Genomic DNA, 15093 nt, shown 5'->3' on the forward strand with positions numbered 1-15093 from the left:
CTGCCGACTTAATATACTTTTAATAACATTGATAGTTCGGTCGTTAATCATACTCAGTAACATTTAACTAGAAAATGATTTGAACAATATGATTAACCACTCTGGGGTCTAGGGCCTGTCGTTCTTTTTTGTACATCCAAGGTAAACAGGCTCTAGCAACACAATACTGTTTGAAAAATATCATATTGGTATTTATGCCAATGCCATTCTCGGTGAGAAGGAGAACAATATGTCACCTGATGAACTCAGTAAATTAATGTCCGATTGCGCGAATGACGCAGTAGTAACCGCAGCCGATGAGTTCAATATTGTACTGGACAAATCCCCCGAGAGTGTCGCGCTGGTCGACGACGTCTTGCTTAGCTTTGTCGACAAATATCATGATTTAGCGTTAGAAGACGAAGCAGTATTCACAATATGCAATATCTTTGGTGCATATATTGGCGAAATTCTAAGAGTACAATTAGACGGTGAATGGATATATGACCAGTCAAATCCTCAAGCACCCACCGTGTTTTTAAAAGTCGGCGAAAACACTTACGCATTAGCGGGTATTTGTTACGAGCGTCTAGTGAACGATAGTCAAGTCAGCGTGTTTGCTTATTACGAACAAGCACTTTCTAATCACAAGTTAAATCATTAAGCCTATTTAACTCGCCGATACGGCTCATTAGAGCGCCCTCAAGGGTTGGGCGCTTCCCAATCTTCTACCATCCACTTTAAATGTCGGCTTTTGGATATAGCGTAGAGCGCTATGCTGTAGAAAACTATCTTAACGCCGGTAATGACTTCAAAGTCCCAATGATGATGCATAGCATAGTAAAGCTGCACGCTCAGCAGCAGTAATACGCCAAACTGTGCCAAAGGAATAACTGCACGGCGCCAACCCAGAACCCCTTTTTTCCACAACCTATCTCTTTGGCTAACCAATAAAAGTGATAAAAACACGGGGAAACTTGCGGCCAGGCCAAGAGCTAAAGTTTCTATCTGTGGGTAGAAAAACGTGAGTAAACCATCGGTTTGTGTGCGAGAAGCAAGAGAGAAAATGAACGCCAGCCAGTCACTGCATAAAAGAATAAACACTGCGTATAGCCAACGAGGCGGTAATATTCGTCCTGATTCATCGTAACAGGAAAGTGGGAGCCTTAGCATGCGTTTTCTTTTACCATTGCAACATTAAGCCTTTGTCGTTTAGGTCCTACATAAACGGAATTCATATTCCGAATCTTTGAAAGTGGGGCTGAACCCATATTTTTAAAGCATTATTTTTTTTCAAAAACATCTTTCACGTTAGCTATTATCTTTATAGCACGGTTTACAACGTGCTCTTTGTAAAGAACTGCGAAGAAACACCACAGGCAATACCATGCAAAAACGGGTGGCTGAACAGTGATGGGTAACGCTAAATGATTAACAAGCGACGATTAGTAGGTTAAAACTACTGCGTACCAGTAAGACTTACTGTATAATCCGCGGCCATTTTAGACACAGTCATTTTCCAGGTGATATTTTAGATGACAGTAGAAACGTTTGATCCAAACAAAGTAGTAAACAAGACCACAACGTTAGAAACGCCAGTGAAGGTGCTTAGCGAAAATAAGCCTTCAGATCAAAGTACAGGCAGCAGAATTGGTTTTGTTAGCTTAGGTTGCCCTAAGAACTTGGTTGATTCTGAGCGTATTCTTACTCAACTGCGTACCGAAGGATATGATGTTGTTCCATCCTACAACGATGCCGACTTAGTTATCGTTAACACCTGCGGTTTTATCGACGCGGCCGTTGAAGAGTCTTTAGACACGATTGGAGAAGCACTCAAAGAAAACGGTAAAGTGATCGTAACAGGCTGTCTGGGCGTTAAGGAAGATGAAATTCGAGAGCTTCATCCAAACGTACTCGCCATTACTGGTCCTCATGCGTACGAAACCGTTGTTGAACAAGTGCACGACCATCTGCCTAAGCCTCAGCATAATCCTTTTGCAGATTTAATTCCCGATCACGGCGTTAAATTAACCCCTCGTCACTACGCTTATTTGAAAATATCAGAAGGCTGCAATCACCGCTGTACCTTTTGCATAATTCCTTCAATGCGAGGTGACCTAGTGAGCCGCCCGGTCGGCAACATACTTGATGAAGCCAAGCGTTTAAAAGATGCAGGTGTTAAGGAGCTGCTGGTTATTTCTCAAGACACCAGCGCCTATGGTGTAGATGTTAAGCACAGAACCGGCTTCTGGAACGGCATGCCGGTGAAAGCGCATATGCAACAGCTCTGTGAAAAACTAGGCGAAATGGGCATTTGGGTACGTCTTCATTACGTATATCCTTATCCTCATGTAGACGACCTTATTCCGCTAATGAATGAGGGTAAAATTCTTCCTTATTTAGATATTCCATTCCAGCACGCAAACAGACGTATTCTAAAATTAATGAAGCGTCCAGGTAGTGCTGAACGCGTGCTGGAGCGTGTTAAGAAGTGGCGTGAGCAATGTCCGTCGTTAGTTATTCGTTCAACCTTCATTGTCGGATTCCCTGGCGAAACCGAAGAAGAATTTGAAGAATTACTCGACTTTTTGCGAGAAGCTCAGCTGGACCGTGTTGGCGCATTTGCCTATTCACCGGTTGAAGGTGCGCGGGCAAATGACTTACCTGACCCGATTCCAGAAGATGTGAAACAAGCTCGCCTTGCCCGCTTTATGGAAGTACAGGGCGAGATAAGTGCTGCACGATTACAAGCAAGGATTGGAAACGAATATCAAGTCGTTATTGATAGTGTCGATGCCGAAGGCGCTGTGGGCCGCACGTACGCAGATGCCCCTGAAGTTGATGGTTTAGTTCATTTGAACGGCGTTTATGATGTAAAACCTGGCGATAGAGTGTGGGCGGAAGTCATCCACGCTAACGAGCACGATGTGTGGGCAGTGCTATCTGAAGATCAGGACGAAGACCTCGATTTCACAGAATAAAAATTTGTACCAATCCGCATAGATAATTGCCCACTCATAAGGTCTGGTATAAGGCAAAGTTATCACTTGCCTTCAAAAACTTTGAATAAAAAAACCTATTGGCTGTTATCGGTCAATAGGTTTTTTTGTAAAGCACTTGATTACCTACCAGGGCAATTCGTCACCATTTGAGTGGATAAAGCGTCCCGCATTATCTACGTTGAGTTCATCAATACGATTGGCCAAGCGTTCTGCACAGGTGTCAGCGTCAATATCACCCGCCCCATTAACCATCTCAGTCTGCACAAACCCCGGATGAAAAATGCCCACGGCAATGCCCTTGAGTCTAAGATCATGTGCCATCGACACGCCAGCTGCATTCAAGGCGGCCTTGGACATACGGTAGCCATAGTATCCACCAGACCCATTGTCAGACATAGATCCCATGCGACTGGTTATCAATGCGATTTTTGCGTTCTCAGCCATTGCGGGTAACAGCGTTTGAGAAACTAACAGCGGCCCTAATGCGTTGACGCGAAACTGATAGTCAATGGTGTTTGGATCCCAATCATCAATGCTTTCGCGACCAAGCACGCCAGCGTTATTAATAAGCACGTCAATTTTTATATCCATTAGCGGTGCCAGTTTTTCAGCCAGCATGTCAGGCTGTGATACATCTACACCACTAATAATGTTGACGCCGGCACTGTTTAACTCGTCGCAACTATTGCGGCACGTTGCATAAACCTTCGCGCCTCTTGCTTTATATTGCTTAGTAAGCGCGAGACCTATGCCTCGGTTACCACCAGTAATAACTACGTTCATAACGCGTCCCTTGTTATTTTCTTTGTGCTTCACTCGGTCTTATGATTGAAAAAATGCCTGTGTCACTAAGCGCATTGCCAAGAATAAATGGAAGCAACGCTTTTCGACTGAACACGTCATTTCATTAATTTATAGTCTTTAAAAGGCGCTCTAGATCTTCAGGGGTATCAATTCCAACTGGAGGAGGCGCAGATGCAACTTCACAATGAATTTTATCGCCATACCAAAGTGCGCGAAGCTGCTCTAATGACTCAATTTGTTCAAGAGCGCTCGGTGAATAGCCAACGTACTGCTTAATGTAATCAGCTCGATAGGCATAGATACCGATATGACGGTTATACAGTGCAGTATTTGCAGATGTAGGGTTGGCCATCATGAAGTCCCGCTCAAATGGGATAGCCGAGCGTGAAAAGTAAATCGACTCGCCTTTTTGATTAACCAACACTTTGACGATATTCGGGTTAAAAACATCCTCTACTCGCGTAATGGGCGTTGATAACGTCGCCATCTGACATTGCGGCGCATTCGCTAAATTGGTAGCAACCTGATTGATATTTTCAGCAGGAATAAAGGGCTCATCACCCTGAACATTGACGACAATAGTCTCGCTCGCAATCCCCAATTTTTCTACAACCTCAGCAATACGCTCGGTACCAGACTGATGAGCCTCAGAAGTCATGCAAACTTGGGCGAAACCAACAACAACATTTTTAATCCTTTCATCATCTGTAGCTACAATAATGTTATCGGCGCCAGCTTCTTGAGCGCGTTCGACCACATGCTTTATCATGGGTTTTCCACCGATAAGCGCGAGTGGTTTACCGGGGAAGCGGCTAGAGCCGTATCGTGCGGGTATCACAACTGTAAATGACATACTCTTCTCTTGGTTTTACTAACAACTGAGCTACTACTTTATTACCGCGTAGCGTCAACTTCGTCCAGCGACAGTGATGTTGCTTTACTCTCAATTAATACAGGAATTCCATCTTTAATTTCGTAAGCTAACCGATCAAACCGACACACTAAGCGAGTGTTATCCTCGTTTAGCACCAGTTTTCCTTTACATACTGGGCAAGCTAAAACTTCTAAAAGCTTTTTGTCGAACGCCATTGTTATTATTCCTGTCCGTTTTGGTGAATGGTTAAACCTGCATTAGCAAGTTTCACGTTAATTAAATTAAAAAAGTCTGGGGCCATGTGCGCGCTTACAGGTAAAAACCAACAGTCATGATGCGCGAACGGCGCAGCTTTTACCGCGTCTTTTTCTGTCATTAGAACCCTTCCATCGGGAATATCAGACGATGAAATAGCGTGGTGGTCATTCAGAGGATAAGTATGAGACACATTTATCCCCATACCTTTAAGCTGATTAAAAAAGCGCTGTGGCGCACCTATTCCAGCTATGGCGCTGCAGGGCAACGCTTTAATCTCTTCAAGCGTTGTGGTTTTCATTCTGTTTAAAACAGACGTGAATTCCCCTGGAACCAAAGTCATTAGAAATTGTGGCGATACGGCACTGTCAAACGTCGGCATAGAGCGACTGTTGTGAACGAGCGCATCTACCGTTTCTAGTCGCCACTGCCCTTCGCGCAACGGCCCCATAGGAAGCAAGTATCCGCTGCCCAGTTTTCTGTCGTCCATTACAACAATTTCGACATCTCGATGCAGCGCATAATGCTGCAGGCCATCATCGCAAATGATTAACTCACACTTTAATTCGTTAGTGAGATAAGCAGCGCCCCTCGCCCTGACAGGGTCGATAACCACATCACACTGACTTCTGATAGCTAACAGTCTAGGTTCGTCCCCGACCTCGTCTGCATTGTCATCACCGCAGACTAATCTTGGGTAAACCTGAGACTTTGCGCCATAACCGCGACTAAGAATACCCACTTTTATGCCTCGCGCTTGATAATAACTTGCTAGGGCGAGCACCACAGGCGTTTTGCCGTTTCCGCCAACAGAAATGTTTCCAACTACGATGACGGGCACATCAGCTTTAAATGCCTTTTTAATCCCCACTTTGAAGAGCAGTCGACGAATAGCGCTAACGAAATAGAATATGAGTGCGAACGGAGCCAGCAACCACACAAAACCATGGCCAGAATACCACTTATCATGGAGTGTTACGTTCTGCCTTTGGCTCACTTGGTCTCACCAAACTGCAAAGCATGCAATTGCGCATAGTGACCGCTTTTTTCAAGCAACTCATCATGCTTGCCTTTTTCAATAATTTGGCCCTGCTCCACTACCATAATGCTGTCGGCATTTTCTATGGTCGATAACCGGTGTGCCACTACTATACTGGTGCAACGCTTTTGCAATGTCTCTAACGCATCTTGAATCAAACGCTCTGACTCAGTATCAAGTGCAGACGTTGCTTCATCGAGAATAAGGATAGGGGCATCAGCCAGTATTGCCCGTGCAATAGCGATACGCTGACGTTGTCCGCCCGAGAGCATAAGACCATTTTCGCCTATCACCGTATCCAAGCCGTCAGGTAGATTTGCTAAAAACTCTTCGACATGTGCAATTTGGGCGGCGTTTTCGATTTCTTTGCGAGAAACATTCTGGCGAGCGCCATAGGCGATATTGTTTGCAATGGTGTCGTTAAATAATGTGACATTTTGTGAAACCACGGCAAATTGTGCACGTAAGTCTTTCAAATCAATATCATTAAGCCCGACATCATCTAAACGAATCTGACCTTCTTGAGGGACATAAAACCGAGTAAGTAAGGAAGATATAGTAGATTTACCACTGCCAGAACGCCCTACCAACGCTATCGACTGACCGGGGTTAGCGGTAAAACTTACGTTAGACAACGCTGGAGTCTGCTTTCCTGGGTAGTAAAACGTAACGTCGTCAAATTCTATTTTTCCCGTAGCGCGCTTGATTTTTGTTTGGCCTTTATCTTCTTCATCAGCTTCATCGAGAATCTCGAAGATACTCGCACACGCAGCCATACCTTTTTGAAATTGATTGTTTATCGTGGTTAGCTGTTTAAGCGGCTTAAGCAGCATGACCATACAAAACACAACGTTAATGAAAACGCCTGCTGTGAGTTTTTCTAGCATGCCTGGTGTGCTGGCAATAAACAAAACGACAGCAAGAGCAATGGATGCAATAACTTGAATGGACGATACACTTAAAATAGACGTAACGTTTAGCTTCATTGATTGCTGACGATTGTGGTTGTTTTTCTGTTTGAAGCGCTCTTGCTCAATTTCTTGCCCGCCAAACATGATCACAACCTTGTGTCCTTTTACCGCCTGCTCTACAGAGGAGGTAAGATTTCCCATAGATTGCTGAATGTTCTTACTTACAACACGGAAACGTTTGCTAACGATGGACACTATAATCGCAACTACTGGACCGATAAGAAGAAAAATTAGCGATAACTGCCACGAGTAATAAAACATAACACAGAGTAGGCCTATCACTAGTGCTCCTTCTCGCACTAGCGTTAAGAGCGCTTTACCAGAAGCGTTCGCGACCTGCTCGGTATCGTAGGTAACTTTGCTGATCAATCCACCAACTGCGTGATGGTCATGAAAAGCAACAGGTAAATGAATGTATTTTTCAAACAATTGTTGGCGCATACGCATCACAACTTGCGCTCCGATCCAGCTCAGCGTGTAGCTTCCTAAAAAATTGAACACTCCACGAAGCAAAAACAGTGGCACAATTGCGAAGGCCGCTAAGCGAAGATAGTCGTGGTCGTTTTTTCCAAGTGATTCATCAATCATCGGCTGAAGCTGAGAGAACACAAAGGTGTCTACCGCGGAATAGCCAATCATACCGATAATGGCAAAAACGAAAGGCACTTTGTACGCTTTTAAATACTGTAAAAAGCGTTTGATTTGATAATCCGAATTGTCGGTTTGTTGCATGTAGTTATCTTAACCTGTTTGAAACGTTAGCAAAACGCGCACTCACTATTGTACTCGTTCTCGCTTTAATTCACTAATATAGCGATAAAATTGATTACTCTACCTACTAAATGAATAATGTGTGGCCAGATATACCCTATTAAAAGGTTTTGCTTCTTTTATAAAAAGACAACTCACCTAGTTATTGTATCGGCCACTCAAGATGGCGTGGTGCCCTCGCCTTCAAATACCATCGTTTTTTTAGACCGCCTCGTTGCGTATTAACATGGTAGTCATCCTTCTCGAAGCTCACAATTGTATAGCCGTCATAGCTTGTGAAAAACTGTACTACTTTATTGCGTTTGTATCTCTCAACCACATTTACTGCCGGGAATTTCCATCTATTTTCATACCCTTGGGTATAAATCACGGCCTTCGGTGATACATGTTTTATAAATATATCAGTAGATGAGGTATCACTACCATGGTGTGGCGCAATCAATATATCCGCCTTTAGCGTTGAAGTTTCTTCATTCAGCGTTTTGGTAATCAAGGCGTACTCACTTTCCTTCTCTATATCGCCGGGTATAAGCACACTACCTGAGCGACCGGAAATTTTCACCACGCATGACATGGCATTATTGTCTTGCTCATTACCCTTGAGGGGCCACAAAAAACGAATGCTTAAGCCCTGCCAATCGACGTACGCATTTCTCTCGCAACCCAACGTTGGCGAGTAAAATTTAGCGTTCTTAGCAAAAGGGTGTGCCATTACTGCAGCAAGTCCTCCGGCATGGTCGTTGTCACTATGCGTATGAATAACGTGGTCAACGTGCTGCACTTTGATACTGTCAAGCAGTGGGAATAACGCCTGTGTAGCAGTTGTCGCATTGCCACGATAAATTGCACCTGAGTCGATTATGATTGCTCTGTCGCCTTTGGAAACGGCAATGGCACTTGCTTGACCGGCATCAAGCACATGAAGCGCCCAGTGTTCATCATTTGGGGGGAGCCATTTTCCAAGCGAAGTCACCAAAGGCAGCAAGAGTAATAGGATACAAAAGTATTTAAAGCGCCATTTAGGCAGGCAAAACAAAATGATGGCGCCTAAAAAACACAGAGCACTTGATGTGCTGACAAAGAGATTAAAAGCACTGTAATTCAACTCGCTTAGAAACGTTAAAAGTGAGAGCAAATAACCAAAAAGATGATCGCTGTATTTAATAATTTCGGTACCAATCTGGCCAATCGCAGCGTGGCTAAAAAAGTAGCTGATCAGTAGCGATATCAAACAAATCGGCAACAACACTGTAACGATAGGCATTGCCGCTAAATTGGCAACAAGCGATATAACGCTAACATTACTAAACCAGATAGTCGTCAGCGGCATCATGATAAATGTCAGCGCGATTTGAAGCTTTGCCGCTGCGAAATACCATCGCCCGTGTTGTATGCTCAGCGTACTGACAAAAAACCAGATGCAAATTACGGCCCCAATACTTAAATAAAAACTTGCGTTTAAAATAGAGAAAGGAAAGAGCACTAAGCATAAGGCTAACATGGCCAAACCGATATTAACTGGCCTCCACGCCACCTTGGATATCGTGACCCAAGAAGCAATAGCGAGCAAAAGTAAGGCACGGACCACGGGGAGTGCCATGCCACTTAGCAACGCATAAAAGCAGCAAGCAATAATAACGCTTAACAAAACCAATATGCGTAGACGTGCGTGTGTAAAGCGAAAGCGTAGCCCTTTTTGCTGCGACATAAATGTAGAGTAAGATAAGGTGAAACGCTTTAGCGGGCTCAATAAGATTATTCCCTGTCCGAAGACAAAGATAAAAGGCATAAGCAAAAGAAAGCAAACGCCAGCCACTATTGAAAGGTGCATGCCAGAGATACTAAACAAATGCCCGGTACCCGTTCGTTGCAAAATCGTCCAGTCGTCATCAGTAAAGAGGGTTTTGTTGCCGAGCAACAATGCACTCCACCAAGAATGATGAAATAGTTCCAAACTGGACAGCCAAGCCCCGAGTGCATAGCGATGGTTATGGTGGTGGTTAATAGTTTTCGCGTCTACCTGCTTAATGTAACCGGTGGTCTGAATAAACTGGCTCACCAGATGCTGCTGTCGATTGAAGCCAACAGGATTTGCAAAGCCATAAGCGGGCTTGAGCTTAACTAGGGCAGTAAATACGTCGCCATCATGCAAACAAACAACACCTTCCAAAGGTGTTGTATATGATAGAGAAGTACTGTTGTATTCATAAGGCGTGTCTGAGTGGCCGAATGCCTTAGTATTTGCAAACTCGACCTGCGTTTGACTGAGTCTGGCCCTGAACTCAAAGCCAAAAGAAAGCAAGCTGTTGAACGCAGACGGGTTTAAAAAATCATTGGCGCGTTGTTCATCTATAGCTTGAATAGCCACAATATAGTGTCGATGTGCGTTCGCATCGGTCGCGCTCTTTGATACACATCCACCAGAAATGACGCGCCCTAAAATTGTGACATCTTGTTGAATTTTGTCCGGGGGCAGTTGCCAAGCATGGTAAAAATGCCCTAAACTCGCCACCCATAGCACACCCACAAGCAAACCACTTAATGCCAAACACAACTGGGCCTCTATGAGTGTTTGTTTATTAGTGCGACAGTGGAACCAGAAAAGCACGATCACTACGTTAGCAATAAGAACTATGGCAAGCATTACTGCCATACTTTGTTGAGCAGGAAGTTTTTGCCAAAAAACAGCACTTGTTGCGCTAACGCAAAAACAGCTTAGCCAAATTGTGATACTATTGACCATGTTTTTACGTAGGAACGTTAAGCTCAGGGATGTGGTTAGCAAAAAAGCATGCTGTTTTGGTCCATGTTCTGTCACTTTTGATTTTTTTTTCGAGATGCATTGATATTTATGCCTAAGAAATTTATTCGACGTTTTTTGCCAAGCCATCAAAGCATCAAGCAAAACAAAGCCTTACGAATATTCGGAAGCGTTTTACACGAACCTAATTTATGGCACTTAAACCGCCGTTCAGCGGCTGGTGCGTTTGGTATAGGACTTTTCTTTGCATTTTGGCCTGTGCCCTTTCAGATGTGGTTATCTGCTGGTTTAGCCATACCTTGCCGCGTTAACTTGCCGCTCTCCGTGGCAACCGTTTGGGTGACTAACCCATTTACTATTCCTCCTATATTTTACGGCGCTTACAAAGTCGGCACTACTGTACTAGGGACTAAACCTGAGCACTTCGAATTTCAGTTTAGCTGGCACTGGGTCGTTGAGAGTATTAATACCATAGGCCCTGCGTTTCTTGTCGGCTGCGGTATTTGCTCGGTGGTATTTGGATTGGCTGGGTACTTTTCGTTAAATTGGGTGTGGCGTTTTCAAGTTAAAAAAGCCTGGGAAAGACGCCGACAAATGCGCAATCAGAAAGCTTAACAGATGCGCCCCCTTATGAAGCGCTATTGCGTTTAAGCGTTAAGCGTTTTACTTCAGAAAAGGTTAGATAAAAATGCCACTTCACTTGAAGTGGCATTTTTTATCAAGTCAGCATAATTGACCAGACTTTGAATGGCCCTATTTTCTTTACGCAAGCAGAAGAAAAAGTCTAAAGGAAACAAGCTGCACTATTCGTGCTCAGATAGAAAGGCAATAAGCGCAGCTTCATCCCAAACCTCAATATCTAATTCCTGTGCTTTCGTTAGCTTAGAGCCTGCTTTTTCTCCAGCCACCAAAAAGTCAGTGTTCTTACTCACTGAACCCGCTACCTTAGCACCTAATAACTGAAGTCGCGCTTTCGCATCAGAGCGCCCCATCTCGCTAAGTGTACCAGTAATCACACAGGTCTTTCCTTCCAAAGGCAGGTTGTCAGCATCAGGCTTTTCTATAGCTGGCCAGTGCACGCCTTCTTTTAACAATGCGTCAATCACATCCATGTTGTGAGACTCATTAAAGAAATTATAAATGTGCGTAGCGACTACCTCACCCACATCCTGCACTTCAACGAGCGCTTCTAGGGATGCAGCACGAATTGCGTCAAAGGTTTCAAAATGTGTAGCCAGGTTAGCGGCCGTTGCCTCGCCAACTTCCCGTATGCCTAATGCATAAAGAAATTTAGCGAGGGTGGTTTTTTTAGACGCTTCCAACGATGATAGTAACTTGCTGGCTGACTTCTCAGCCATTCTCTCAAGGCCAATTACATCACCTAATGAAAGTGTGAAAAAATCCGCGGGGCTATGGACAAGATCGGCGTCAACCAGCTGATCAACCAACTTATCGCCCAAGCCGTCGATATCGAATGCCTTGCGCGATGCAAAGTGCTTGAGTGCTTGTTTGCGCTGCGCTGCACAGATTAAACCACCCGTGCAGCGGGCGACTGCCTCATCTGCTAGCTTTTCCACCTGTGAGTTGCACACAGGGCATTGATCAGGAAAAATGATGTCGGTTTCATTACCGGTTCGATTCGCTTGCACCACGGAGACCACTTGCGGGATAACATCACCCGCTCGACGGATGACAACAGTATCACCAATTTTCACGCCTAAACGCGCTATCTCATCTTGATTGTGAAGCGTCGCGTTAGATACCGTTACTCCGCCGACAAACACAGGCTCTAGTCGCGCAACGGGCGTAATTGCACCTGTTCTACCCACCTGAAATTCAACATCAATCAGCGTCGTTACTTCTTCTTGTGCAGGGAACTTCTGTGCTATGGCCCAGCGCGGTGCTCTCGCCACAAAGCCTAAGGCAACTTGGAGTTCGATGCGGTTAACTTTAAAAACCACGCCATCAATGTCATAGGGCAAGTTATCCCGCTTTGCTAAGATATGATTGTAGTAATCAAGGCATCCCTTACCGCCTTCGGCAGTATCAATGTCAGGGCAAAGGGGGAGTCCCCATTTTCCAAGTTGTTCAAGGCGTTCGCTATGTGTAGAGGGCAAAGTAAAACTCTCTGGCTGCACTACACCCAATGAATAGGCGTAAAACATGAGTGGTCGCTTAGCCGTAATTTTTGAATCGAGCTGACGCAGACTTCCCGCCGCAGCATTACGGGGATTAGCGAAAACCTTTCCACCAGTTTCTTTTTGATGCTCATTCAGCTTTGCGAAGCCTTCCCTTGGCATGAATACCTCACCACGCACCTCAACACGCGCAGGATATTGATCAACACGGAGCGTTAAAGGGACATTAGAGATAGTGCGAACATTTGCAGTAATATTCTCGCCTACCTGACCGTCTCCTCGTGTTGCTGCGCGCACTAGTTCACCATTTTCGTACAGAATGCTCACAGCAAGACCGTCTAACTTAGGCTCACAGCTAAAGCCTAAACTTGATGAGTCCTTTAAACGGTCTTTCAGACGCTTTTCAAAAGCCAGTAATGATTCCTCATCAAATGCATTGTCTAACGACAACATAGGCACATCATGAACAACCTGCTCGAAGGATGAGAGCGCCGCGCCCCCCACTTTCTGGCTAGGCGAATTTGGACTTTGAAGTGTTGGATATTGCTTTTCGAGCGCAATTAGCGCTTGCATATCACGGTCGTAAACCGCATCTGGAACGGAAGGGTTATCAAGTACATAGTACTGATAATTATATTCGTTCAAGGTGTCACGCAGTTTCGCAACCTCTTGTTTTGCTTTTTCTAAAGTGTCAGACATGGAAATTGTTGTCACGCATTAAAAATTGAAGGTTTCACAGAGTGTTGCCACAAGAGCATCGCTGCAGGCAACTATAAATATCAAAATAACTATTAAAAATATCGTTAAGCGCAATTCAGCAAAAAACGGATCGTTTCACTAATTCACTGCGCAATGTAATAGAAAAGGACTTGGGTATCAGCCAAGTCCTTAAGAATGTTGGTGACGCGTGCTCAGTCCGTAACCCTTATGAGCACTTAGCCTTGTTAATTACGCGATATCATACGTTTGCGTTCAAACTCGCGAATTTTCTCTACGTACTGCTGCAATCCTTGCTTAGTCAAGACGCTTCTCCGCCCATCTAGCACTTGAGCACCAAACTCATCGGCTAATTTACGTGCCGCATTATGCATCATATTGAACACTTGATGCGGATCACCTTCAATAGGCAAAATCATGAATAACGAGACGCCTTGCGTTTCAAAGGTTTCAAGATTATCAATATCAAATACGCCGGGTTTAAACATATTCGCTAAACTGAACAATACTGGCCCCTTGCCATTAGAATTGACGTGTCGATGGAATATATCTTGGTCACCAAATTTAAATCCAAGGGTAAGAAGCATAGGCAGTAGCGCAGCACCAGAGATAGGCTCTCCCTCTGGCGTTCTAACATTCAACACCAGCACTTCAGGATCCATATTCGATGATTTTTCTTGCTTGCTACCTACCTTTTCAGTGCCATTCGCACTGAAGCTTTCTTCTTCGTATCCCGCTACATTGGCATCGCTGGTATCGAAATCTATTCGCATCTGATCGTCACCAAAGTTTGGTTCTTCTCGCCTTCTTATTGGCGTTTTACTGCGCTTTCCGCGAGAGAAACGTCTTGGTTGTTCATTTTCATCCGACGGCTCATTCGACGCAAAAGGCTCTTTAGGTGCATCTAAACTGAAGTCAGCGACTTCCCTTTCGTCTTTAGCCAGCGGCTCAGATTCTCCTGAGTTTTCTTCAAACGTAGGGTCAATGTAGAATTTTTGCGCTGGTCTCTTTGGTTCTTCACCCGTTATTTCAGCGTTCGCATCATAGTGTTTCGCTGACGAAGCAGCGTTATCCTGTCTATGCTGATATTCGTTGCCTGAAGTTTTAGAAACTTGGCCTGATTGCACTTGATTTTGATCTCGTACTGCCAATGTCTCTTCTTGGGAAGGTGTCGACACCTCTTCATCAGCGCCCTCTCGAAGCAAAAAGCCTGGAGGTTCTGGAAATGCAGCGTCAATACTATTACCACTACCGGACGCCGTATCTACTGAACGAGAATGACCTTTCATGTGCGGTTTAGGGTTAGACACCACCGATCCATACAGCTTGGGTTCAGTTGGCTGAGACGCTTTTTTACTGCTGTTTGTGCGTTCGTCCTCATCATCCGAACTCGGCACTTTTACGGAGGATTCGCCAATGTTGTCTGCCGTATGGGCGGCTGATGCTCCAGACTGCGGTATTCTCGTGCCGTCACCAACAACATTAGAGTCAACTTCTTCGTCTAAACCTTCGCGGTCTACATTTGTGTCAGGTGCTCCTTCATTGGCATTTTGCGATGCTCCAACAATCCGTACTGCACCGATACCTAGCTCATCAAACCCTTCCTGACTCTCTACGTCACCATCGTTTTCGTCGGTGTCCTGCCATTGTCGAGGTTCCAAACGCTCTTTTTCTGAAGGTTTACCGTTCTTACGAATTTTCCAAATGCCGTGGGCAAGCACCGCGATGATAAATACCGTGCCCCCTAGGAGTAAAAATAGACGTAATTGATCTTCCATTTAA

Annotated in this window: 12 protein-coding genes; 3 read left to right on the plus strand and 9 right to left on the minus strand. The window is 44.7% G+C overall.

Translation table 11 applies throughout. The annotated features are described in order from the left end of the window. The first annotated feature begins 229 nt into the window (after positions 1-229). On the plus strand, positions 230-643 hold the full coding sequence (locus tag GVO63_RS08700) for a hypothetical protein (protein ID WP_159492567.1): 414 nt from the start codon (positions 230-232) through the stop codon (positions 641-643). Between the two features lie 38 nt (positions 644-681). Here GVO63_RS08700 and GVO63_RS08705 read toward each other — a convergent pair whose 3' ends face one another. Then, a complete protein-coding gene (locus tag GVO63_RS08705) occupies positions 682-1152 on the minus strand; it encodes a DUF2919 family protein (protein WP_159579160.1) in 471 nt (156 codons plus the stop codon). Positions 1153-1514: 362 nt separating this feature from the next. On the opposite strand from GVO63_RS08705, the gene rimO reads away from it, so the two are divergent. Then, on the plus strand, positions 1515-2960 hold the full coding sequence (gene rimO / locus GVO63_RS08710) for a 30S ribosomal protein S12 methylthiotransferase RimO (RefSeq protein WP_159579162.1): 1446 nt from the start codon (positions 1515-1517) through the stop codon (positions 2958-2960). A 144-nt stretch (positions 2961-3104) separates the two neighbouring features. Here rimO and GVO63_RS08715 read toward each other — a convergent pair whose 3' ends face one another. The 6 genes from GVO63_RS08715 to GVO63_RS08740 all read right to left on the minus strand — a co-directional run bounded on the left by GVO63_RS08715 (position 3105) and on the right by GVO63_RS08740 (position 10339). Continuing rightward, a complete protein-coding gene (locus GVO63_RS08715; RefSeq protein ID WP_159579164.1) occupies positions 3105-3764 on the minus strand; it encodes an SDR family oxidoreductase in 660 nt (219 codons plus the stop codon). A 124-nt stretch (positions 3765-3888) separates the two neighbouring features. Further along, a complete protein-coding gene (gene kdsB / locus GVO63_RS08720) occupies positions 3889-4638 on the minus strand; it encodes a 3-deoxy-manno-octulosonate cytidylyltransferase (RefSeq protein WP_159579166.1) in 750 nt (249 codons plus the stop codon). A gap of 41 nt (positions 4639-4679) precedes the next feature. Then, positions 4680-4874, minus strand: a complete 195-nt coding sequence (locus GVO63_RS08725) for a Trm112 family protein (RefSeq protein ID WP_159492562.1) — start codon at positions 4872-4874, stop codon at positions 4680-4682. A 5-nt stretch (positions 4875-4879) separates the two neighbouring features. Further along, on the minus strand, positions 4880-5911 hold the full coding sequence (gene lpxK, locus GVO63_RS08730) for a tetraacyldisaccharide 4'-kinase (protein WP_159579168.1): 1032 nt from the start codon (positions 5909-5911) through the stop codon (positions 4880-4882). Further along, a complete protein-coding gene (msbA, locus tag GVO63_RS08735) occupies positions 5908-7656 on the minus strand; it encodes a lipid A export permease/ATP-binding protein MsbA (RefSeq protein WP_159579170.1) in 1749 nt (582 codons plus the stop codon). Before msbA ends, lpxK begins: the two co-directional genes overlap by 4 nt. 181 nt (positions 7657-7837) lie before the next feature. Then, positions 7838-10339, minus strand: coding sequence for a DNA internalization-related competence protein ComEC/Rec2 (locus GVO63_RS08740; protein WP_236552097.1), 2502 nt, complete (start codon positions 10337-10339; stop codon positions 7838-7840). 207 nt (positions 10340-10546) lie between these two features. Here GVO63_RS08740 and GVO63_RS08745 point away from each other — a divergent pair, with 207 nt between their 5' ends. Next, on the plus strand, positions 10547-11071 hold the full coding sequence (locus tag GVO63_RS08745; RefSeq protein WP_159579172.1) for a DUF2062 domain-containing protein: 525 nt from the start codon (positions 10547-10549) through the stop codon (positions 11069-11071). A 188-nt stretch (positions 11072-11259) separates the two neighbouring features. Here the strand turns inward: GVO63_RS08745 and ligA are convergent, their stop codons facing one another. Together ligA and zipA are read right to left on the minus strand one after the other, a co-directional pair. Further along, positions 11260-13293 (minus strand): NAD-dependent DNA ligase LigA, encoded by a 2034-nt coding sequence (gene ligA, locus GVO63_RS08750; RefSeq protein WP_159579174.1) that lies wholly within the window; start codon positions 13291-13293, stop codon positions 11260-11262. Positions 13294-13538: 245 nt separating this feature from the next. Then, positions 13539-15089, minus strand: coding sequence for a cell division protein ZipA (gene zipA / locus GVO63_RS08755; RefSeq protein WP_159579176.1), 1551 nt, complete (start codon positions 15087-15089; stop codon positions 13539-13541). Positions 15090-15093: the final 4 nt, after the last annotated feature.

The sequence above is a fragment of the Alteromonas sp. KUL106 genome, from assembly GCF_009811415.1.
In the GTDB taxonomy this organism is placed as follows: Bacteria; Pseudomonadota; Gammaproteobacteria; order Enterobacterales; family Alteromonadaceae; genus Alteromonas.

Bases quoted from the DNA above. Each gene is read 5' to 3' on its own strand.
- GVO63_RS08705 (WP_159579160.1), bottom strand. From the start codon at position 1,152: ATGCTAAGGCTCCCACTTTCCTGTTACGATGAATCAGGACGAATATTA.
- zipA (WP_159579176.1), bottom strand. From the start codon at position 15,089: ATGGAAGATCAATTACGTCTATTTTTACTCCTAGGGGGCACGGTATTT.
- rimO (WP_159579162.1), top strand. From the start codon at position 1,515: ATGACAGTAGAAACGTTTGATCCAAACAAAGTAGTAAACAAGACCACA.
- ligA (WP_159579174.1), bottom strand. From the start codon at position 13,293: ATGTCTGACACTTTAGAAAAAGCAAAACAAGAGGTTGCGAAACTGCGT.
- GVO63_RS08740 (WP_236552097.1), bottom strand. From the start codon at position 10,339: ATGCTTGCCATAGTTCTTATTGCTAACGTAGTGATCGTGCTTTTCTGG.
- msbA (WP_159579170.1), bottom strand. From the start codon at position 7,656: ATGCAACAAACCGACAATTCGGATTATCAAATCAAACGCTTTTTACAG.
- kdsB (WP_159579166.1), bottom strand. From the start codon at position 4,638: ATGTCATTTACAGTTGTGATACCCGCACGATACGGCTCTAGCCGCTTC.
- GVO63_RS08745 (WP_159579172.1), top strand. From the start codon at position 10,547: ATGCCTAAGAAATTTATTCGACGTTTTTTGCCAAGCCATCAAAGCATC.
- GVO63_RS08725 (WP_159492562.1), bottom strand. From the start codon at position 4,874: ATGGCGTTCGACAAAAAGCTTTTAGAAGTTTTAGCTTGCCCAGTATGT.
- GVO63_RS08715 (WP_159579164.1), bottom strand. From the start codon at position 3,764: ATGAACGTAGTTATTACTGGTGGTAACCGAGGCATAGGTCTCGCGCTT.
- GVO63_RS08700 (WP_159492567.1), top strand. From the start codon at position 230: ATGTCACCTGATGAACTCAGTAAATTAATGTCCGATTGCGCGAATGAC.